Here is a 20,458-nt window from a genome sequence, read left to right on the forward strand (position 1 = left end):
ATGGCGATCGGGGCTCAAGCGTAAGGACGATGCGCGAGCCTTGTGAAGAGCTTATGTGAGGCTCGCGCCGGACTCTAGGGGCACTCTTACTTCGACCCCGACCTACTGTGGGTAACTTCGGCAGGACTCACCGGAACCGCCGCAGCCGCAGGCTGTTCGTCACCACGAACACCGACGAGAAGGCCATCGCCGCCCCGGCGATCATGGGGTTCAGCAGTCCGGCCGCCGCCAGCGGCAGCGCGGCCACGTTGTAGCCGAAGGCCCACACCAGATTGCCCTTGATCGTGGTCAGCGTACGCCGGGACAGCCGGATGGCGTCCGCGGCCACCCGCAGGTCCCCGCGCACCAGCGTCAGATCGCCCGCCTCGATCGCCGCGTCCGTGCCGGTGCCCATCGCGAGACCCAGATCGGCGGTGGCGAGCGCCGCCGCGTCGTTGACGCCGTCACCCACCATGGCCACGATCCGCCCCTCGCGCCGCAGCCGCCGTACGACGTCGACCTTGTCCTCGGGCAGCACCTCGGCGATCACCTCGTCGATCCCCACGGCCTCGGCGACGGACCGCGCCACCACCCGGTTGTCCCCGGTCAGCAGCACCGGCCTGAGTCCCAGTGCGCGCAGCTCCCGTACGGCCTCGGCGCTGGTCTCCCTGACCGCGTCGGCGACGGCGAGGACCCCGCGCGCGGCTCCGTCCCAGCCGGCCACGACCGCCGTACGGCCGTTCCTCTCGGCCTCGGCCACCGCACGGGCCAGCGGCGGCGGCAGCTCGTCGAAGAGCCGCCCCACGGCCACCTCGCGACCCTCGACACGCCCGCGTACGCCCCGCCCCGGGACGTTCTCGAAGTGCTCGGCCGGCGGCAGCGTCCCGACCCGCTCCTCGGCGCCGGCCGCGACCGCCCGGGCCACCGGATGCTCGGAGGCGTGCTCCAGGGCGCCCGCGAGCCGCAGCAGCTCCTTCTCGTCGGTCCCCTCGGCGACATACACCTCCTGGAGGGTCATCCGGCCGGTGGTGACCGTGCCGGTCTTGTCCAGGACGACGGTGTCGACGCGGCGCGTGGACTCCAGGACCTCCGGGCCCTTGATGAGGATGCCGAGCTGCGCGCCCCGGCCGGTGCCGACCATCAGCGCGGTGGGCGTGGCCAGACCCAGTGCGCACGGGCAGGCGATGATCAGCACCGCGACGGCCGCCGTGAAGGCGGCGGCCGTGTCGCCCGTGACGCCGAGCCACACCCCGAACGTCGCGGCGGCGATCAGGATCACCACCGGGACGAACACCGCGGAGATCCGGTCGGCGAGCCGCTGCACCTCGGCCTTGCCGTTCTGGGCGTCCTCCACCAGCTTCGCCATCCGGGCCAGCCGGGTGTCCGTGCCGACCCGGGTGGCCTCGACGACCAGCCGGCCGCCCGCGTTGATCGTGGCACCGGTGACGGCGTCGCCGACGCCCACGTCCAGCGGCACCGACTCGCCGGTCAGCAGGGACTGGTCGATAGCGGAGACCCCCTCGACCACGGTGCCGTCGGTGGCGACCTTCTCGCCGGGGCGCACGACGAAGCGGTCGCCGACCCGTAGCTGCGCCACCGGCACGCGCACCTCGCGCCCCTCCCGCAGCACGGCCACGTCCTTGGCGCCCAGCTCCATCAGTGCCCGCAGGGCGGCACCCGCCCGCCGCTTGGCGCGGGCCTCCAGGAAGCGGCCCAGCAGGATGAGGGTGACGACGCCGGCTGCGACCTCCAGGTAGATGGTGGAGGCGGGGTCCATCCTGGCGACGGTGAACCGGAACTCGTCGTGCATGCCCGGCATGCCCGCGTCGCCGAGGAACAGCGCCCACAGCGACCAGCCGAACGCCGCCAGCGTGCCGACCGAGACCAGGGTGTCCATGGTGGCTGCGCCGTGCCGGGCGTTCGTCCAGGCGGCACGGTGGAACGGCAGTCCGCCCCAGACGACGACCGGCGCGGCCAGGGTCAGTGAGAGCCACTGCCAGTTGTCGAACTGGAGCGCCGGGACCATGGCGAGCAGGACCACGGGCACGGCCAGCAGGGCGGAGCCGAGCAGCCGCTGGCGCAGCGCCGTCAGCTCGGGGTCCTCGGGGGCCTGCCGGGGTGCGGCCGTCTCGGGCGGCTGCGGCGGCGGGGGTTCCTCGGCGGTGTACCCCGTCTTCTCCACGGTGGCGATCAGATCGGCGACCCGGACTCCGTCGGCACAGCTGACCTTCGCCTTCTCCGTCGCGAAGTTCACGGTGGCGGTGACGCCGTCCATGCGGTTGAGCTTCTTCTCGATCCGGGCGGCGCAGGAGGCGCAGGTCATGCCCCCGATGAGCAGGTCGACCTCGCGGACGGCCGGGGGCTCGGCGGTCGCGGGGGGCGTGCTTGCTGTGGGGGTCGTGGTCGTCGCCGCGGTGGGTCCCGTGGTGGTACTGGTCATGTCCGGACTCCAGACAACGGACCGGGCCGTACGGATCCAGTGTCGGCTGGTCGGTACGGCCCGGACGGGGAGGGGTGTCTCAGCTCTGCGTTCGCGTGCTCGGGCCGTGCGGACTCAGACCGTGCCGACCAGTTCGAAGCCGGCCTCGTCGACGGCGGCGCGTACGGCCTCCTCGTCGAGCGGCGCGGCGGAGACGACGGTGACCTCACCGCTCGACGCGACGGCCTTCACCGAGCTGACGCCGGGGATCTCCGAGATCTCCCCCGAGACGGCACCCTCGCAGTGCCCACAGCTCATTCCGCTCACCTGGTAGACGGTCGTGACGGAGTCCCTGTTGTCGGTCTGGGCGGTCATGGCATTGCTCCTCGTCCGTGGCAGGTGGGGCCGATGAGTCCCACAGTGGGGCCTGCGTCACCCAGAGTATACCCCTAGGGGGTACATTCGCGCCCCCGACCGCAACCCTTCAGGCCGCGAGAACCACGCGACTGCCCCGCAGCACCAGTGGGGTCAGTGAGGCGATCTCTTGCGTGCCCTGAGCTTGGCTCGCCGCCGGCGGTGAGGTTCACGCCCGGTCGCGGCCGCGCCCGTCGGGCGTGCGCAAGGCCAGGGCGGCATTCACCTGGGGACGGGCAGTGAGGCGGCCCTTGGAGCCCTCGGCTCGGCTCGCCGCCGACGGCCAACTCACGTCCGCTCGCGCCCCTGCCCGTCGGGCGCGCAACGCGAGGGCACCTGGGGACGGGCGGTGAGGCGGCCTGTTGTGTGCCCTGGGCTTGGCTCGCCGGCGGCGGGCGGGTTCACGTCCGGTCGCGACCGTGCCCGTCGGGCGTGCGCAAGGCCAGGGCTGCGCAGAGCAGGGAGCCGCCGAGCAACAGCAGCGTGGGCAGTGAGGCGGCCTTCTGTGCCGCATACCCGATCAGGGCGGCCGGCACCAGCAGGGCGGGCGCGCCCCACAGTCGGCTCCGCCACCGGCCCCCGCGCACCCGGCGGGGCGGCGGGGACCGCCGCGGGCCGGGGATGCGGGCCCGGGGTGGCCCGGGCGGCGGGGCGTGGGTCACGACAGGTCCCCTCGGAGGCGATCTACCCGCACCCTATGCAGAGCGCCCCCACCCCGCAGTCCGAACCCCACCCCGACAGCCCACAGCCCAGCCCCACTTCCACCGAGCCCCGCTGCCCTTCCGTCGCCCTTCCGCCCCGCCGGCCTGCTGCCCCGCCGCCCTTGCGCCCTGCTAGCCCGCCGCTCTGGCGGCACTACCGCCGGCGACGACACCTTGAAACCGACCCCGACCCGTCGCCGACGGCGTTCGCGGGACCGGCCCGTCCCACCGGCGTCCGCACGCCACCCGGCCCCGCCCCCGGCACCTGTGCTCCCGGCCCACGCCCACCACCGGCCTTACCAACCGACCACCTGTACGGCCCCCGTTGGCCGTCAGGGGTTTGGGGATGGTGGGTGCGTGGCCCTCAGGGGCTCGAGGTAGCGGATCAGGACGTTCTTGATTTCCTGGACGTACGCGTCGCGTTCGGCGCCTTCGTGGGAGAGGGCCAGCTCCAGCCCGGCCTTGTGGATGCCGAGACAGACGTGCGCCGTCCGCGTGACCTCGGCCGCGGACAGACCGGCCAGGTACGAGGAGAGCAGTTCCTCGATGCGGGCGATCAGCGTCGCGTGCAGGGCGTCGTGTTCCTCGGCGATCCGGCCCGGCGTGTCGGGGCCCTTCATCAGCGTGTAGAACACGGGGTGCTCGCTGCTGAACGCGACGAAGCGGTCGACCGCCGCGCCGACGACCTCCGCGAGCGGCGTGGCGGGGTCGACCCGAGTGAGCACCGCGCCGTACGTCTCGCGCATCTCGTGCATCAGCCGTCCGCCCAGTTCGATCGCGATCGCTTCTTTGTTGGGGAAGAACTGATAGAGCGTGCCCGGCGAGACACCCGCCTCACGGGCGATGGCGTTGGTGCTGGCGGCCGTGTAGCCGCTCGCGCAGAAGACCGACGCGGCGGCGTCCAGCAGTTGGGCGATGCGCCGCTCGCCGCGTGCCTGGCGGCGCGGCTGTTCCTTCCGGGGCTTGCCCGGGGCCCCCGGCCTGCTCCCCGGGGTCCCCGACGGTTCGGGCGTCTCGGGCTTGTCGGACACGCGTTATCCCCAGCTCTTCGAACGCGATTGACAAACACGAGCGGTCGCTCGCATTCTAGGAAAACGCGAGCGATCTCTCGTGTTTGCCAGTCTATGGCAATGGCTGATCCATGCTGCCGTGCTGGCACGGACGCACAGGTCACGGTGAAGGGGACACCGCAGGATGACCGAAGTCAACAAGCCGCCGCACACCGGGAACGCGCCGCCTGGCGTCGGCGGCTGGACCCGCCTGGTGACCGCCAGGCCCAGACTGTCGCTGCTCGCGGCCCTCGTGCTCACCGTGCTCGCGGTGCTGGCCGGCAGCGGGGTCGCGGACCGCCTGGGCAGTGGCGGCTGGGAGGACCCGGCCGCCGAGTCGACGTACGCCACGAAGGCGCTGGAGCGCGAGTTTCCCGACTCCCAGCCCAACCTGCTGCTCCTGGTCGACGCCGGCGGCTCCTCCGTCGACGCCCCGCCGGTCGCGGCGGCGGCACGGGACCTCGCCGACCGCCTGGCGGGCGAGCGGGGCGTCACGGGCGTCGGCTCCTACTGGCAGACCAAGTCGCCCGCCCTGCGCGCGAAGGACGGCCAGGAGGCGTTGATCGCCGCGCGCATAACGGGCGACGAGAAGGCGATGGGGGAGACCCTGGACCGCATCGCGCCCCACTACCGGGGCACGCACGGCCCGCTGGAGGTGCGGCTCGGCGGCATGGTCGCCGTACGGCACGAGATGCAGACGATCATCCAGGACGACCTGGCCCGGGCCGAGCTGATCGCCCTGCCGATCACCCTCGTGCTCCTGGTGATGGTCTTCGGCAGCGCCATCGCCGCCCTGCTGCCACTGGGCATCGGCATCGTCGCCATCCTCGGCACCAACGCGGTGCTGCGCGGTCTGACGGAGTTCACCGACGTCTCCGTCTTCGCGATGAACCTCACCACGGCGCTCGGCCTCGGCCTCGCCATCGACTACGCGCTGTTCATCGTCCGCCGCTTCCGGGAAGAGCTGTCCACGGGCGCCGCACCGTTGACGGCCGTCGGTACGACGCTGCGCACGGCCGGCCGGACGGTGCTCTTTTCCGCCCTGACGGTCGCGGTGTCCCTAGCGGCGATGCTGCTGTTCCCGCAGTACTTTCTGCGGTCGTTCGCCTACGCGGGCATAGCGGTGGTGCTGCTGGCCGCTGCCGCCGCCCTGATCCTGCTTCCCGCGGCCCTGGTCCTGCTCGGCCACCGGGTCAACTCCCTCGATCTGCGCCGCCTGTTCCGCCGTGGCCGCGGGCCGCGGCCGGCCGGCGAGGAGGAGGGTACGGCGTGGGCGCGGACCGCCGGCCTGGTGATGCGCCGCGCACCGGTCTTCGCCATCGGCACCACGGCCCTGCTGGTCGTCCTCGGACTGCCCTTCATGGGCGTGAAGTTCGGCACCGCCGACGACCGCCAGCTGCCGTCGAACGCCGAGTCCCATGTGGTGCAGCAGCACATCCGGGAGGGCTTCCCGGGCAGTCCCGGCGGCGGCCTGGAGGTACTGGCCGAGGGCAGGGCGACCGAGGCGCAGTACGCCGACTACCGCCGACGGGTGGCGGCCCTGCCCGAGGTCGCACGGGTCGACGGCCCCCTGGTGAAGGGCGACTCGGCGTACTTCACGGTGCTGCCGAGGGGCGAGGCCGTCGATGACGCGGCCCAGGACCTGGTGCGGGATCTGCGGGCCATACCCACACCGTTCGACACCGAGGTCACCGGCACGGCGGCGGTCCTCGTCGACTCCAAGCACGCGATAGCCGAACGCCTGCCCTGGGCGGCCGCGTTCATCGTGATCGTCACCCTGCTGCTGGTCTTCCTGCTCACCGGCAGCGTGCTGATCCCCGTTCAGGCCGTGGTGCTCAACGCGCTCAGCCTGACGGCCATGTTCGGCGCGGTGGTCTGGGTCTTCCAGGACGGCCATCTGTCCGGCCCGCTGAGCTTCACCAGCACCGGTTCCATCGAGACGACCCTGCCCGTCCTGATGTTCTGTGTGGCCTTCGGCCTCTCCATGGACTACGGCGTGTTCCTGCTGTCCCGCATCAAGGAGGAGTACGACCGCACCGGCGACCATGCCGGGGCCGTGCGCCACGGACTCCAGCGCACGGGTGGGCTGATCACGGCGGCGGCGGTCATCCTGGCCGTGGTCATGGTCGCGATCGGCACCTCACGGGTGACCAACACCAAGATGCTCGGCCTCGGGATCGCGCTGGCCGTGCTGATGGACGCGATGGTCGTGCGCAGCCTGCTGGTCCCGGCGATCATGCGACTGACCGGCCGCGCCACATGGTGGGCCCCCGCCCCCCTACGCCGCTTCCACAACCGCTTCGGCCTGACGGAAACCACCCCAACACGAGAGCACCCCGAAGGGGCGCGGGGAACTGCGCGCTCAACCCCCACACTGCCGCAGTCGACCGATGCCAGGCAGCACCCCGAAGGGGCGCGGGGAACTGCGCGCCCAGCCCCCACGCCGCCGCAGCCGACCGACGACGCATCATGGGTCCACCCCAAGCGGAGCGAAACTGCGGAGCGCAATCGCAGATGAGCCGCCGGTCACAAGGAGAGAAACATGCGGGCTGTGGTGTTCGAGCGGTACGGAGAGCCCGCCGAGATCAAGGAGGTGGCGGACCCGCAGCCGGCGGAGCACGGCGTGGTGGTGCGCGTAGCGGCGACCGGCCTGTGCCGCAGCGACTGGCACGGCTGGATGGGCCATGACCCGGACATCACCTTGCCGCACGTACCCGGTCACGAACTCGCCGGGACCGTCGAGGCGGTGGGCGCCCGCGTCACCGGCTGGCGTCCCGGCGACCGGGTCACCGTGCCCTTCGTCTGTGCCTGCGGGAGCTGCCCGGCGTGTGCGGCGGGCGACCAGCAGGTGTGCGAGCGGCAGACCCAGCCCGGTTTCCACCACTGGGGTTCCTTCGCCGAGTACGTGGCGCTCGACCATGCCGATGTGAACCTGGTCCGTGTCCCCGACGGGATGTCCTTCGCGACCGCCGCCTCTCTCGGCTGCCGCTTCGCGACCGCCTTCCGCGCGGTGGTGCAGCAGGGCCGGGTGGCGGCGGGGGAGTGGGTCGCGGTGCACGGTTGCGGAGGCGTGGGCCTGTCGGCGGTGATGATCGCGGCGGCGTCGGGCGCCCGGGTGGTCGCCGTGGACGTGTCGCCCCGGGCCCTGGAGCTGGCGCGTGCGTTCGGCGCCACGGCGTGCGTGGACGCGGCGGGCACGGCGGACCCGGCGGAGGCGGTGCGCGAGCTGACCGGCGGCGGCGCCCACCTGTCCCTGGACGCTCTCGGCTCCCCGGCCACCTGTGCCGCCTCGGTGGCCGGGCTGCGCCGCCGCGGCCGGCATGTCCAGGTGGGCCTGCTGCCCTCCGCGGACGGCACCACCCCGGTTCCCATGGCCCGTGTCATCGCCCTGGAACTGGAGATCTTCGGCAGCCACGGCATGGCCGCGCACGCCTACCCGGCGATGCTGGAGCTGGTCCAGGCGGGGATGCTGCGCCCCGACCGGCTGGTGACGGCGGCGATCCCGCTGGAGGCGGCACCGTCCGCGCTGGCCGCGCTGGGCACGGCACCGGGTTCGGGGGTGACGGTCATCGAGCCATGGTCCTGAGGCCCGGTTCCTCGGCGCACGGTGCCCCGCCCGGAGGCGGGGCACGGCGGAGGGCGTCGGTCAGTTCTGGCGTCTGCCGCGGTTGCCGGGACGGGAGGCCACCCAGGCGCGGACGGTGTCCGCGTACCAGTAGGGCTTGCCCCCCTCCACATGGTCGGGCGGGGGTAGCAGCCCGTGTTTGCGATAGGACCGTACGGTGTCCGGCTGCACTTTGATGTGTGCCGCGATCTCCTTGTAGGACCAGAGCCTTCGATCGGTCATGAGTCGCACCTCCCTGCGCGCGCCGCGGCGGCGACCGGGACGGCCGTCGGGGGAGCCGGGCGCTGCACTGGCGATCACCACGCCTGTGTCCGGTCAACGACGCACGGTGAGTACGGGGAAGGGGCTGTCGACCGGATGTGACCGAGAGCCCGCGTATACGCGACATGTGTGACAGGGCGGAGGTGTTTGTGACACGGCCGATGCAAAGGCGTCGCCGGTTCGGGTGGACGCGACGGCGCGGTCCGGTGCAGGGGCGGGCCGCGTCGGACCGGATGTCCCGTACCGCACAGGCACACCGCCGGGGGCGCTATGCCCCGCAGGACCTCAGGAAGGCCCGGGTTCGCTGGGCGATCGGCAGCGGCCGGTCCGGTTCGCAGGGGTACATGTCCTGCTCGACGATCGCGAACAGGTCGACGTCCAGCCTCGCCGCGGCCGCCAGGACCGGGCCGAGCGCGGGCACGCCGGACGGCGGTTCGCACATGACGCCCTTGGCGACCGCGGGCCCGAACGGGATGCCGTCCGCCCGTACCTCGGCGAGGATCTGCGGGTCCACCTGCTTGAGGTGCAGATAGCCGATGCGTTCGCCGTAGGTCTCGATCAGCTTGACGCTGTCCCCGCCGCAGTACGCGTAGTGACCGGTGTCCAGGCACAGCGACACCAGGGAGGAGTCGGTGCCGTCGAGGAAGCGGACGACGTTCTCCTCGCTGTCGATGTGGGTGTCGGCGTGCGGGTGGACGACGATCTCCAGGCCGTAGCGTTCGCGCACCTCGCGGCCGAGCCGTTCGGTCAGCGAGGTGAGGTTCCGCCACTGCTCGGGGGTCAGCGTGTCCGGTTCCAGCACCGCACCGGTCTTGTCGTCGCGCCAGAACGACGGGATGACGACCAGGTGCCGGGCGCCCATGGCCTGGGTGAGGGCCGCGATGTCGGAGACGTGCGCCCAGGTGCGGTCCCAGACCTCGGGGCCGTGGTGCAGGCCGGTGAAGACGGTGCCGGCCGACACCTTCAGGCCGCGCCGGGCGGTCTCCTCGGTGAGGACGGCCGGATCGGTCGGCAGATAGCCGTAGGGGCCCAGTTCGATCCACTCGTAGCCGGATGCCGCGACCTCGTCGAGGAAGCGCTGCCAGGGCACCTGCCGGGGGTCGTCCGGGAACCACACGCCCCAGGAGTCGGGGGCCGATCCGACCCGGATGCGGGAGAGGCCGGGGACGGGGGACTGAGGTGACATCGACGTCATGGCCGCCAGGGTGCGGGTCACGGAAGGGGGTGTCAAGCTCTCGTCCGAATGTCTGGACAAAACATTGACAGGGTTCCGGGTGCGGGACTACAAACCGGGGGAGAGCCGTGTGCTGAAGAAGGGAAGCCGATGGCGTACGACCTGATCACCATGGGGCGGATCGGAGTGGATCTGTATCCGTTGCAGACGGGGGTGCCGCTCGCCCAGGTGTCCTCCTTCGGCAAGTTCCTCGGCGGGTCGGCGACGAACGTCGCGGTCGCCGCGGCCCGGCTCGGCCGGAGCACCGCCGTGATCACCCGCACCGGTGACGATCCCTTCGGCGCCTATCTGCACGAGGCTCTGCGCGGCTTCGGCGTCGACGACCGCTGGGTCACCGCGGTCCCCGGGCTGCCCACCCCGGTCACCTTCTGCGAGGTCTTCCCGCCGGACGACTTCCCGCTCTACTTCTACCGGCAGCCCAAGGCGCCCGACCTGGAGATCGACGCCCACGACCTGGACCTCGACGCCGTCCGGGAGGCCCGCGTCTTCTGGGTCACCGGCACCGGCCTGAGTGAGGAGCCCAGCCGCACGGCGACCCTGGCGGCCCTCGCGCACCGCGCCAAGTCCGGCACGACTGTTTTCGACCTCGACTGGCGCCCGATGTTCTGGTCCGATCCGGACACGGCACGGCCGTTCTATGCGGAGGCGCTGCGCCACACCACCGTCGCCGTCGGCAACCTCGACGAGGTGGAGGTGGCCACCGGGGTCCGCGAACCGCACGCCGCGGCCCGCGCGCTGCTCGACGCGGGCGTCGAGATCGCCGTCGTCAAGCAGGGACCCAAGGGCGTCCTCGCGGTCAGCAGGAGCGGCGGGTCGGCCGAGGTGCCGCCGCTGCCGGTCACCGTCCTGAACGGACTGGGCGCCGGCGACGCCTTCGGCGGCTCCCTGTGCCATGGCCTGCTGGCCGGCTGGGACCTGGAGACGATCATGCGGCACGCCAACGCGGCCGGCGCCATCGTCGCCTCCCGCCTGGAGTGCTCCTCGGCGATGCCCACCCCGGACGAGGTGGCCGCCGCGCTCGCGGCCGGAGCGGTGCTGTGAGGGCCGGCCGGGTCACCGGCGCCCACCCCGAGGGCCTGGACGGCGGCGCCGCCCACCCCGAGGGCGCGGACGGCGGGCACGCGCGCGTGGACGTGTCCGCGCTGGTGCGCACCCGCACCCGTCACCCCGAGGCGGTGGCCGAGGCGGCGGCCCGCCGCCCGCGCCGCCCGCTGCTCGGCGAGCACGGCCGGCTGATGATCGTCGCCGCCGACCACCCGGCCCGCGGCGCCCTCGGCATCGGCGACCGCAGGCTCGCCATGGCCAACCGCGCCGACCTGCTGGAACGGCTGTGCCTCGCGCTGTCCCGCCCCGGTGTGGACGGGGTCCTCGCGACCGCCGACATCCTCGACGACCTGCTGCTGCTCGGCGCCCTCGACCACAAGATCGTCATGGGCTCCATGAACCGCGGCGGACTCCAGGGCGCCTCCTTCGAACTCGACGACCGCTTCACCGGCCACCGCCCCGAGGACATCGAACGGCTCGGCTTCGACGCGGGCAAGCTGCTGCTGCGCATCGACTACGCCGACCCGGGCTCGCTGACCACCCTGGAGTCCACCGCGCGCGTCATAGACGCGATGGCCGAGCGCCGGCTGCCGGTGTTCGTCGAGCCGTTCATCAGCCGTCGCACGCCCGAGGGCCGGCTGCGCAACGACCTGTCCGCGGAGGCCGTGACCCGCTCCATCGCCATCGCCTCGGGCCTCGGCGGTACGTCGGCCTACACCTGGTTGAAGGTGCCGGTCACCGAGCACCCGGACGACATGGCCGACGTCATGGCGACCTCCACGCTGCCCGCCGTGCTGCTCGGCGGCGAGGTCGGCGGCACCCCCGAGGACCAGGAGGCGGCGTACGAGAAGTGGCGCGGCGCCCTGCGCCTGCCCACCGTGCGCGGCCTGGTGGTCGGCCGCTCGCTGCTGTACCCGGCGGACGGCGATGTGGCCGCCGCCGTGGACACCGCCGTAGGACTGCTGTGAGGGCCGCATGACCAGCAAGGACCTGTATCTGCCCCAGGGCTCGACCGCGGGCGCCCAGTACGCCGTCGACATCGGCCCGGAGCGGGCCGGTTGGGCGCACAGCAGCCTGCGCGTCGTCGAACTGACCCCGGGCGGAACCCATATGTTCACCACCGGGGACAGCGAGTGGATCGTGCTTCCGCTCAGCGGCGGTTGTACCGTGCAGGTGGAGGACGAAGAGTTCCAAATCCGGGGCCGGGAGAGCGTGTTCGCCTCCGTCTCCGACTTCGTGTACACGCCCCGGGACGCCCGGGTCCAGATCGCCTCCGGTGCGGGAGGCCGCTTCGCCCTGGCAGGAGCGAAGTGCGAGCGACGACTCCCCGCCCGCTACGGCCCCGCGCCGGAGGTCCCCGTCGAACACCGCGGCAGCGGCACCTGCTCCCGCCTGGTGCGCAACTTCGCCGCCGCCGACGCGTTCGACTGCGACCGGCTGATCGCCGTCGAGGTGATCACGCCGGGCGGCAACTGGTCCTCGTACCCGCCGCACAAGCACGACGAGCACCGGCCGGGCGAGGAGTGTGAACTGGAGGAGATCTACTACTTCGAGATCGCCGGTCCGAACGGTCTGGGCTATCAGCGCGTATTCCCTTCCCGTGAGGGCGGATCCGACGTCCTCGCGGAGGTCCGCACCGGCGACGCCGTCCTCGTACCCGACGGATGGCACGGCCCCTCCATCGCCCAGCCCGGGCACGACATGTACTACCTGAACGTCATGGCGGGTCCGGGCGGGACGCGGGAGTGGCGGATCCGCTTCCACCCGGAACACGTAGAGAGCACAGAGGGGTACCGATGACCTCAACGACGCGGCTCACGGTCGCGCAGGCGCTCGTCCGCTTCCTGTCCGCCCAGTACACGGAGCGGGACGGCGAACGGCACCGGCTCATCAGCGCCACCTGGGGCATCTTCGGGCACGGCAACGTCGCCGGTATCGGCCAGGCGCTCGTCGAGTACGCCGCCGACATGCCGTACCACCAGGGCCGTAACGAGCAGGCGATGGTGCACGCGGCGGTCGGCTACGCGCGCCAGTCGGGCCGGCTGTCCACGCACGCGGTGACGACGTCCATCGGCCCGGGCGCCACCAACCTCGTCACCGGTGCCGCGCTGGCCACGGTCAACCATCTGCCGGTGCTGCTGCTGCCCGGTGACGTGTTCGCCGCCCGCCCCGCCGACCCGGTGCTCCAGCAACTCGAAGTCCCGTACGCGGGCGATGTGTCGGTCAACGACAGCCTGCGCCCGGTCTCCCGGTACTTCGACCGGATCACCCGGCCCGAAGCCCTGATAGCGTCCGCGCTCCAGGCCGTGCGGGTCCTCACCGACCCCGTCGAGACCGGCGCGGTCACGCTCGCCCTGCCACAGGACGTCCAGGCGGAGGCGTACGACTGGCCCGAGGAGTTCTTCGCCGAACGGGTGTGGACGGTGCGCAGGCCGCAGGCCGACCCGGTCGAACTGGCCGCGGCGGTACGGGCCGTCCGCGCGGCCCGGCGGCCCCTCGTCATCGCGGGCGGCGGCGTCCACCACAGCCGGGCCGAGGCCGCGCTGGCCGCGTTCGCCGAGGCCACCCGCGTCCCGGTCGCCGCCACCCAAGCCGGCAAGGGCTCGCTGCGCTGGGACCATCCGCAGGACGTGGGCGGCGTCGGCCACACCGGTACGGCGACCGCGGACGAACTGGCCCGCACCGCCGACCTGGTGATCGGCGTCGGCACCCGCTACACCGACTTCACCACCGCGTCCGGCACCCTCTTCGGGAACCCGGACGTCCGCTTCCTCAACCTCAACATCGCGGCGTTCGACGGCCACAAGCTGGCCGGGCTGCCGCTCGTCGCCGACGCCCGGGACGCGCTGCACGCCCTCACCGCGGCGCTCGGGGAGCACGGGTGGCGGGTCGCCGACGCGTACGTCGCCGAGTACACGGAGGACAAGGAGCGCTGGGAGCAGCGCGTCGACGCCTGCTACGAGGCCGACGAGCCGGACGTCCGGCCGACCCAGCCGCAGGTGCTCGGCGCGCTCGACGCGATCGTCGACGAGTCCGACATCGTCATCAACGCGGCCGGCTCCATGCCCGGTGATCTGCACAAGCTGTGGCGGGCGCGGTCGCGGGACCAGTACCACGTGGAGTACGGCTACTCGTGCATGGGCTACGAGATCCCCGCAGCCATCGGGGTGAAGCTCGCCGCGCCCGACCGGCCGGTGTGGGCGCTGGTCGGCGACGGTACGTATCTGATGATGCCGACCGAGATCGTCACGGCCGTGCAGGAGGGCGTCGCGATCAAGCTGCTGCTGGTGCAGAACCACGGCTACGCCTCCATCGGCGGGCTCTCGGAGTCGGTGGGCGGCGAGCGGTTCGGCACCGCCTACCGTTTCCCGGCCGAGGACGGCGGCCACACGGGCGCCCCGCTGCCGGTGGACCTCGCCGCCAACGCGGCCAGTCTCGGCATGCGCGTGCTGCGCGCCAGGACCGTGCGGGACCTGCGCGAGGCACTCGTGAAGGCGCGGGCCGCCGACACTCCCACATGTGTCTACGTGGAGACCGAAACGGCCGACACTGTGTCGGGCGCGCCTCCGGCGCAGGCCTGGTGGGATGTTCCTGTGGCCGAGACCGCGACCCGACCGTCCGCGGTCAAGGCGCGTGAGCTGTACGAACGGCATGTCTCGACCCGACGCCGCCATCTGTGAAGGAGTAACCGGGCATGACGAAGATCGTCAACCACTGGATCGGCGGCAAGACCGTCGAAGGCGCCTCGGGGACGTACGGGCCGGTCACGGACCCGGCGACCGGGGCGGTCACCACCAAGGTCGCGTTCGCCACCGTCGACGAGGTGGACGCGGCGGTCGCGGCGGCCAAGGACGCCTTCGCGACCTGGGGCCGGTCCTCGCTGGCCAAGCGCACGGAGATCCTGTTCCGCTTCCGCGCGCTGCTGGACGCCCACCGCGACGAGATCGCCGCCCTGATCACCGCCGAGCACGGCAAGGTGCACTCCGACGCGCTCGGCGAGGTCGCGCGCGGCCTGGAGATCGTCGACCTGGCGTGCGGCATCAACGTGCAGCTCAAGGGCGAGCTGTCCACGCAGGTCGCCAGCCGCGTGGACGTGTCCTCGATCCGGCAGCCGCTGGGCGTCGTCGCGGGCATCACGCCGTTCAACTTCCCGGCGATGGTCCCGATGTGGATGTTCCCGATCGCCATCGCATGCGGCAACACGTTCGTCCTGAAGCCGTCCGAGAAGGACCCGTCGGCGTCCGTCAGGCTCGCCGAATTGCTGGCCGAGGCCGGGCTGCCGGACGGCGTCTTCAACATTGTGCACGGCGACAAGGTGGCCGTGGACCGGCTCCTGGAGCACCCGGACGTCAAGGCCGTCTCCTTCGTCGGCTCGACCCCGATCGCCCGCTACATCCACACCACCGCCGCCGCGAACGGCAAGCGCGTCCAGGCCCTGGGCGGCGCCAAGAACCACATGCTGGTGCTGCCCGACGCCGACCTGGACGCGGCGGCCGACGCGGCCGTCTCCGCCGCCTACGGCTCCGCGGGCGAGCGCTGCATGGCCATCTCGGCGGTCGTCGCGGTCGGTGCGATCGGCGACACGCTGGTGGCGAAGATCCGCGAGCGCGCCGAGCAGATCAAGATCGGCCCCGGCAACGACCCGACGAGCGAGATGGGCCCGCTGATCACAGCCGCGCACCGCGACAAGGTGGCGTCGTACGTACGGGGTGCCGCCGCCGAGGGCGCCGAGGTCGTGCTCGACGGCACCGGGCACACGGTCGAGGGCTTCGAGGACGGCCACTGGATCGGCATCTCGCTGCTCGACAAGGTGCCGACCGGCGCGAAGGCGTACCAGGACGAGATCTTCGGCCCCGTCCTGTGCGTGCTGCGCGTCGACACGTACGAGGAGGGCCTCGCCCTCATCAACGGCTCGCCGTTCGGCAACGGCACCGCGATCTTCACCCGGGACGGCGGCGCCGCCCGCCGCTTCCAGCTGGAGGTGGAGGCGGGCATGGTGGGGGTGAACGTGCCGATCCCGGTCCCCGTGGGCTACCACAGCTTCGGCGGCTGGAAGGACTCGCTCTTCGGCGACCACCACATCTACGGCAACGACGGCACGCACTTCTACACCCGCGGCAAGGTCGTCACCACCCGCTGGCCCGACCCCGCCGACGCCCCCGCAGGCGTGGACCTCGGCTTCCCGCGCAACCACTGACCGAGCCGCCGCGCGCCCCGCTCTCCCGGACCTCGACACCGCGGAGGGCGGGTCGTCGGCATGCCCGGACCCGGTACGTCCGGATGTCCGGACAGCGGACGTCCTGACGTTTTTTTGACGCGGCGCCTGCGACAGCCTCTGCGTCGCCCTCGCCATCATCAACGCGGGCATCGTCATGGTCATCCAGAACTCCCGCGTGCTGTTCGCCTCCGCCCGCGACAAAGCCTGGCCCGAACCGGTCAACAACGTCTTCTCCCGGCTCGGCCGCTTCGGCTCCCCCTGGGTCGCCACCCTCGCCGTCGGCGTCCCCGGCGCGCTGCTCTGCTTCGTCAACCTGGACACGCTGTACGGCGTCACGGGCGTCTCGGTGACCGGCATGTACCTGCTGGTCGCGGTCGCCGCCCTGCTGGCCCGCCGCGGCCCGCACCGGCACACGCCCGCCTGGCGCATGCCGCTGTGGCCCGCGATGCCGGTCCTGCTCATCGCCGTCCTGGCCTACGTCCTCAGCACGCAGGAGACGGTCTATCTGCTGTGGACCGGCGGCATCATGGCCGCCGCCACCCTCTACTGGGCCCTCTACCTGCGCCCGCGCCGCGACACCCGCTGGCTGGTGTCGATCCCCGAGGACACGCGGACCTGACCGTCGGCCGGCACCCGGCGCGTACCACGTCCGCGGTATGCCGGAGCGGGCCCGTACTCCTCGGGAAGGTGCGGGGGTTCCGACCGGTGGCTGCATCGGTTGTCGGTGGCGGCCCGTACCGTTGAGCCATGGATCTTCGACTGCCCGGCCGGCGCGGGCTGTTCCGGGGGCCGCGGCGGCTGTGGACCGCCGCGGCCGCCCTCGTGGTGCTCGCCGGCGCCGGCACGTGGACGGCCGTCGCCGCCGACGACCCGCCCCGGGTGCACCGGACCGACCAGGTCATGACCATGGCCGACGGGACACACATCGACACCTCGTACTTCACCTCGGCCGCCGCGGGCCGCCGCCCGGCCGTCCTGCTGGCGCACGGCTTCGGCGGCAGCAAGGACGACCTGCGCGGCCAGGCCCAGGACCTGGCCCGCGACGGGTACGCGGTGCTGACCTGGTCCGCGCGCGGCTTCGGGAAGTCGACCGGCAGGATCGGGCTGAACGACCCGCAACGCGAGGTCTCCGACGTCTCCCGGCTCATCGACTGGCTGGCCGAGCAGCCCCAGGTCCGGCTCGACAAGCAGGGCGACCCGCGCGTCGGCATGGCCGGCGGCTCCTACGGCGGCGCGATCTCCCTGCTCGCCGCCGGACACGACGACCGGGTGGACGCCATCGCCCCGGCGATCACGTACTGGAACCTGGCGGACGCCCTGTTCCCGAACGGCGTGTTCAAGAAGCTGTGGGCGGGGATCTTCTTCAACACCGGCGGCGGCTGCGCCAGATTCGAACCCACGCTGTGCGCCATGTACGACCGGATCGCCGAGTCGGGCAGGCCGGACGCCGCCGCCCGCACCCTGCTGGAGCAGCGCTCGCCGTCCGCCGTCGCCGACCGCATCAAGGTGCCCACACTCCTCGTACAGGGCCAGACCGACTCCCTGTTCACGCTCGCCCAGTCCGACGCCGCCGAGAAGGCGATCCGGGCGAACGGCGCCCCGGTCGACGTCGACTGGATCGCGGGCGGGCACGACGGCGGCGACATGGAGACGGACCGCGTGCAGACACGGGTCAGGGCCTGGTTCGACCGCTACCTCAAGGACGACAAGGGAACCGACACCGGCCCGGCGTTCCGCATCACCCGCACCGGAGGCGTCGACTCCACCAACGGCACGGCCCTGCAGCGCGGCGCGAGCGCCGACGCCTACCCCGGCCTGGAGGCCGGCCGCCGCTCCCTCGCGCTGACCGGCGGCACGCAGCGGGTCGAGAACCCGGCCGGGGCCAGCCCGCCGGGCGTCTCCGCGCTGCCCGGCCTCGGCGCCGCGAGCGGGCTCGGCGGGCTGTCCGCCCTCGGCGTCGGCGTCTCCCTCGACTTCCCCGGCCAGTACGCCGCGTTCGAGTCGGCGCCGGTCGCCTCCGACCTGCGCATCACCGGCTCCCCGACGGTCACCGTGCACATCGCCTCGACCCGCGACGACGCCGTGCTGTTCGGCAAGGTGTACGACGTCGGACCCGGCGGCAGCCGGCCGGTGCTGCCCGCGCAACTGGTCACCCCGCTGCGCGTCGAGGGCGCGAGGTCCGGCAAGGACGTCACGGTCACCCTCCCGGCGATCGACCACGACGTGCAGAAGGGCCACCGGCTCCGCCTGGTCCTCGCCTCCACGGACCTCGGCTACGCCTCACCGGCGGCCCCGGCGACGTACACCGTCTCCCTGAAGGGCGACCTGAGCGTGCCGACGGCCCCGGGCGTGACGACCGCGGCGGCGCCGCTGCCGTCCTGGGTGTGGTGGCTGCCACCGGCCGCCGCCGTGCTGGCGCTGGCCCTGCTGCTGACCGCCCGCAGGCGCACGGCGGTGGCCGAGCCAGATCCCGCCCTGGCCGACGTCCCGCTGCAGATCACGGACCTGAGCAAGCGGTACGCGAAGTCGGCCGACCGGTACGCGGTGCGGGAGCTGTCCTTCCGCGTCGAGAAGGGCCAGGTGCTGGGGCTGCTCGGGCCGAACGGCGCGGGCAAGACGACGACCCTGCGCATGCTGATGGGCCTGATCACTCCCGACGACGGCGAGATCCGCGTCTTCGGCCATGCGATCCGGCCGGGCGCGCCCGTGCTGTCGCGGGTCGGTGCCTTCGTGGAGGGCGCGGGCTTCCTGCCCCATCTGTCCGGCCGCGAGAACCTGGAGCTGTACTGGCGGGCGACCGGCCGTCCCGCCGAGGACGCGCACCTGGACGAGGCCCTGGAGATCGCCGGCCTCGGCGACGCGCTCGCCCGCGCGGTGCGCACCTACTCGCAGGGCATGCGCCAGCGGCTCGCCATCGCCCAGGCCATGCTCGGACTGCCCGACCTCCTCATCCTCGACGAGCCGACCAACGGCCTAGACCCGCCGCAGATCCGCGAGATGCGCGAGGTGATGATCCGCTACGCGGCTGCGGGCCGCACGGTGATCGTCTCCAGCCATCTGCTCGCCGAGGTCGAACAGTCCTGCACCCATCTGGTGGTGATGGACCGGGGCCGGCTGGTCCAGGCAGGACCGGTGGGCGAGATCGTCGGCTCGGGCGAAACCCTCCTCGTCGGCCTGGCCACGGACATCACGGACCCCCTGCTCGAAAAGGTGGCGGCACTGCCGGATGTGTCATCCGCGGTACGCACGGACACCGGCCTGCTGATCCACCTGACCCCCGGGAACCCGCCCGCGCACCCGTCGACCGGCTCGACCGCGCCCCCGTCCACGGACCCGACCGTGCCCCCGGTCGGTGGCGGCTCCGGTGCGTCCGGGGGACCGGCGGAGGCTGCCGCGCGGCTTCTCGTCGAGTTGGTCCGGCTTGAAGTCCCCGTCGTTTCGCTCGGTCCCCACCGTCGGCTGGAGGACGCCTTCCTCACCCTGATCGGAGGTTCCGCATGAGTACGCTCGCCGAGCCCGTCGAGGTGGCCTCCGGCTACCGTGCGGGGCACACGCTGCCGCTGCGGGTCGAACTGGTCCGGCAGCTCAAGCGCCGCCGCACCCTCGTCATGGGCGGCATCCTCGCCGCCCTGCCGTTCGTCCTGGTCGTCGCCTTCGCCATCGGCGGCAACCCGAGCGGACGCAACGGCCAGGTCACCCTGATGGACACGGCCACCGCGTCCGGCGCCAACTTCGCCGCGGTGAACCTGTTCGTGTCGGCGGGTTTCCTCCTCGTCATCCCGGTCGCCCTGTTCTGCGGGGACACGGTCGCCTCGGAGGCGAGCTGGTCGTCCCTGCGCTATCTGCTCGCCGCGCCCGTGCCCCGGGCCCGCCTGCTGTGGTCCAAGCTCGCCGTGGGGCTGGGGCTCAGCCTGGCCGCGATGGTGCTGCTGCCGCTCATGGCCCTCGCCGTCGGCACGGCGGCCTACGGCTGGGGCCCGCTGGAGATCCCCACCGGCGGCGCGCTGGACCCGGGCACGGCGGCCCAGCGCCTCGTGGTGGTCGTCGGGTACATCTTCGTGTCCCAACTGGTCACCGCCGGGCTGGCGTTCTGGCTGTCCACGAAGACGGACGCGCCGCTCGGCGCGGTCGGCGGCGCGGTCGGCCTGACCATCGTCGGCAACGTCCTGGACGCGGTGACCGCCCTCGGCCACTGGCGTGACTTCCTGCCCGCGCACTGGCAGTTCGCCTGGGCCGACGCCGTGCAGCCGCGCCCCGAGTGGTCCGGCATGATCCAGGGCACCGCGATCTCCGTGACATACGCGCTCGTGCTGTTCGCCCTGGCCTTCCGAGGGTTCGCCCGCAAGGACATCGTTTCCTAGGTCCTGTCGTCAAACCCCCGTCGTTCGCCCGGAGGGGGGTGACAACAGGGCCTAGGTCCAATGCCGGTGACTTAGGTGGTGTTCGGTCTGGAGATCGTGAGGACTGCCGTGGTTGGTGGTGGCGCATCGCGGTGCTCGGCTCGCTTGAGGGGC

Annotated in this window: 15 protein-coding genes and 1 pseudogene; 10 read left to right on the forward strand and 6 right to left on the reverse strand. The window is 72.5% G+C overall.

Annotated elements, in window-relative coordinates:
* Positions 1–127: 127 nt before the first annotated feature.
* The 4 genes from ACIRFL_RS27710 to ACIRFL_RS27725 form a co-directional block, all read right to left on the reverse strand.
* Entirely contained in the window at positions 128–2,419 is a 2,292-nt protein-coding gene (locus ACIRFL_RS27710; protein WP_404033642.1) for a heavy metal translocating P-type ATPase, read from the reverse strand.
* A gap of 114 nt (positions 2,420–2,533) precedes the next feature.
* Entirely contained in the window at positions 2,534–2,773 is a 240-nt protein-coding gene (locus tag ACIRFL_RS27715) for a heavy-metal-associated domain-containing protein (RefSeq protein ID WP_404033644.1), read from the reverse strand.
* Positions 2,774–3,213: 440 nt separating this feature from the next.
* Positions 3,214–3,474 carry a hypothetical protein gene (locus ACIRFL_RS27720; protein ID WP_404033646.1) on the reverse strand — a complete coding sequence of 87 codons (261 nt, stop codon included), beginning with the start codon at positions 3,472–3,474 and terminating at the stop codon, positions 3,214–3,216.
* A 371-nt stretch (positions 3,475–3,845) separates the two neighbouring features.
* A complete protein-coding gene (locus ACIRFL_RS27725) occupies positions 3,846–4,544 on the reverse strand; it encodes a TetR family transcriptional regulator (RefSeq protein ID WP_404033648.1) in 699 nt (232 codons plus the stop codon).
* Between the two features lie 163 nt (positions 4,545–4,707).
* On the opposite strand from ACIRFL_RS27725, the gene ACIRFL_RS27730 reads away from it, so the two are divergent.
* Positions 4,708–7,080, forward strand: coding sequence for an MMPL family transporter (locus tag ACIRFL_RS27730; protein ID WP_404033650.1), 2,373 nt, complete (start codon positions 4,708–4,710; stop codon positions 7,078–7,080).
* A 24-nt stretch (positions 7,081–7,104) separates the two neighbouring features.
* The gene (locus ACIRFL_RS27735) at positions 7,105–8,148 is read left to right on the forward strand and encodes a zinc-dependent alcohol dehydrogenase family protein (RefSeq protein ID WP_404033652.1); all 1,044 of its coding nucleotides are present in this window, start codon (positions 7,105–7,107) and stop codon (positions 8,146–8,148) included.
* 60 nt (positions 8,149–8,208) lie between these two features.
* On the opposite strand, the gene ACIRFL_RS27740 is transcribed toward ACIRFL_RS27735, so the two are convergent.
* Entirely contained in the window at positions 8,209–8,409 is a 201-nt protein-coding gene (locus tag ACIRFL_RS27740; protein ID WP_121888636.1) for an AlpA family transcriptional regulator, read from the reverse strand.
* Positions 8,410–8,716: 307 nt separating this feature from the next.
* On the reverse strand, positions 8,717–9,643 hold the full coding sequence (locus ACIRFL_RS27745; RefSeq protein WP_404033668.1) for a sugar phosphate isomerase/epimerase family protein: 927 nt from the start codon (positions 9,641–9,643) through the stop codon (positions 8,717–8,719).
* A gap of 129 nt (positions 9,644–9,772) precedes the next feature.
* Between ACIRFL_RS27745 and iolC the strand changes: the two genes are divergently transcribed.
* The 8 genes and pseudogenes from iolC (at position 9,773) to ACIRFL_RS27785 (ending at position 20,305) form a co-directional block, all read left to right on the forward strand.
* A complete protein-coding gene (gene iolC / locus ACIRFL_RS27750; protein ID WP_404033654.1) occupies positions 9,773–10,723 on the forward strand; it encodes a 5-dehydro-2-deoxygluconokinase in 951 nt (316 codons plus the stop codon).
* A gap of 35 nt (positions 10,724–10,758) precedes the next feature.
* Positions 10,759–11,694, forward strand: a complete 936-nt coding sequence (locus ACIRFL_RS27755) for a deoxyribose-phosphate aldolase (protein WP_404033670.1) — start codon at positions 10,759–10,761, stop codon at positions 11,692–11,694.
* Positions 11,695–11,701: 7 nt separating this feature from the next.
* Positions 11,702–12,526 carry a 5-deoxy-glucuronate isomerase gene (gene iolB / locus ACIRFL_RS27760; protein WP_404033656.1) on the forward strand — a complete coding sequence of 275 codons (825 nt, stop codon included), beginning with the start codon at positions 11,702–11,704 and terminating at the stop codon, positions 12,524–12,526.
* On the forward strand, positions 12,523–14,406 hold the full coding sequence (gene iolD, locus ACIRFL_RS27765) for a 3D-(3,5/4)-trihydroxycyclohexane-1,2-dione acylhydrolase (decyclizing) (RefSeq protein WP_404033658.1): 1,884 nt from the start codon (positions 12,523–12,525) through the stop codon (positions 14,404–14,406). The genes iolB and iolD overlap by 4 nt, the downstream gene beginning before the upstream one ends.
* A gap of 14 nt (positions 14,407–14,420) precedes the next feature.
* Positions 14,421–15,923, forward strand: a complete 1,503-nt coding sequence (gene mmsA / locus ACIRFL_RS27770; RefSeq protein ID WP_404033660.1) for a CoA-acylating methylmalonate-semialdehyde dehydrogenase — start codon at positions 14,421–14,423, stop codon at positions 15,921–15,923.
* A 121-nt stretch (positions 15,924–16,044) separates the two neighbouring features.
* Positions 16,045–16,563: pseudogene (locus ACIRFL_RS27775) on the forward strand (amino acid permease); the annotation flags it as partial.
* A gap of 128 nt (positions 16,564–16,691) precedes the next feature.
* Complete coding sequence (locus ACIRFL_RS27780; protein ID WP_404033662.1) at positions 16,692–19,445, forward strand: CocE/NonD family hydrolase; 2,754 nt, start codon at positions 16,692–16,694, stop codon at positions 19,443–19,445.
* Positions 19,442–20,305, forward strand: a complete 864-nt coding sequence (locus ACIRFL_RS27785) for an ABC transporter permease (protein WP_404033664.1) — start codon at positions 19,442–19,444, stop codon at positions 20,303–20,305. The genes ACIRFL_RS27780 and ACIRFL_RS27785 overlap by 4 nt, the downstream gene beginning before the upstream one ends.
* The last annotated feature ends 153 nt before the right edge of the window (positions 20,306–20,458 follow it).

It is taken from the genome of Streptomyces sp. NPDC102462, from assembly GCF_044765425.1.
Classification (GTDB): domain Bacteria; phylum Actinomycetota; class Actinomycetes; order Streptomycetales; family Streptomycetaceae; genus Streptomyces.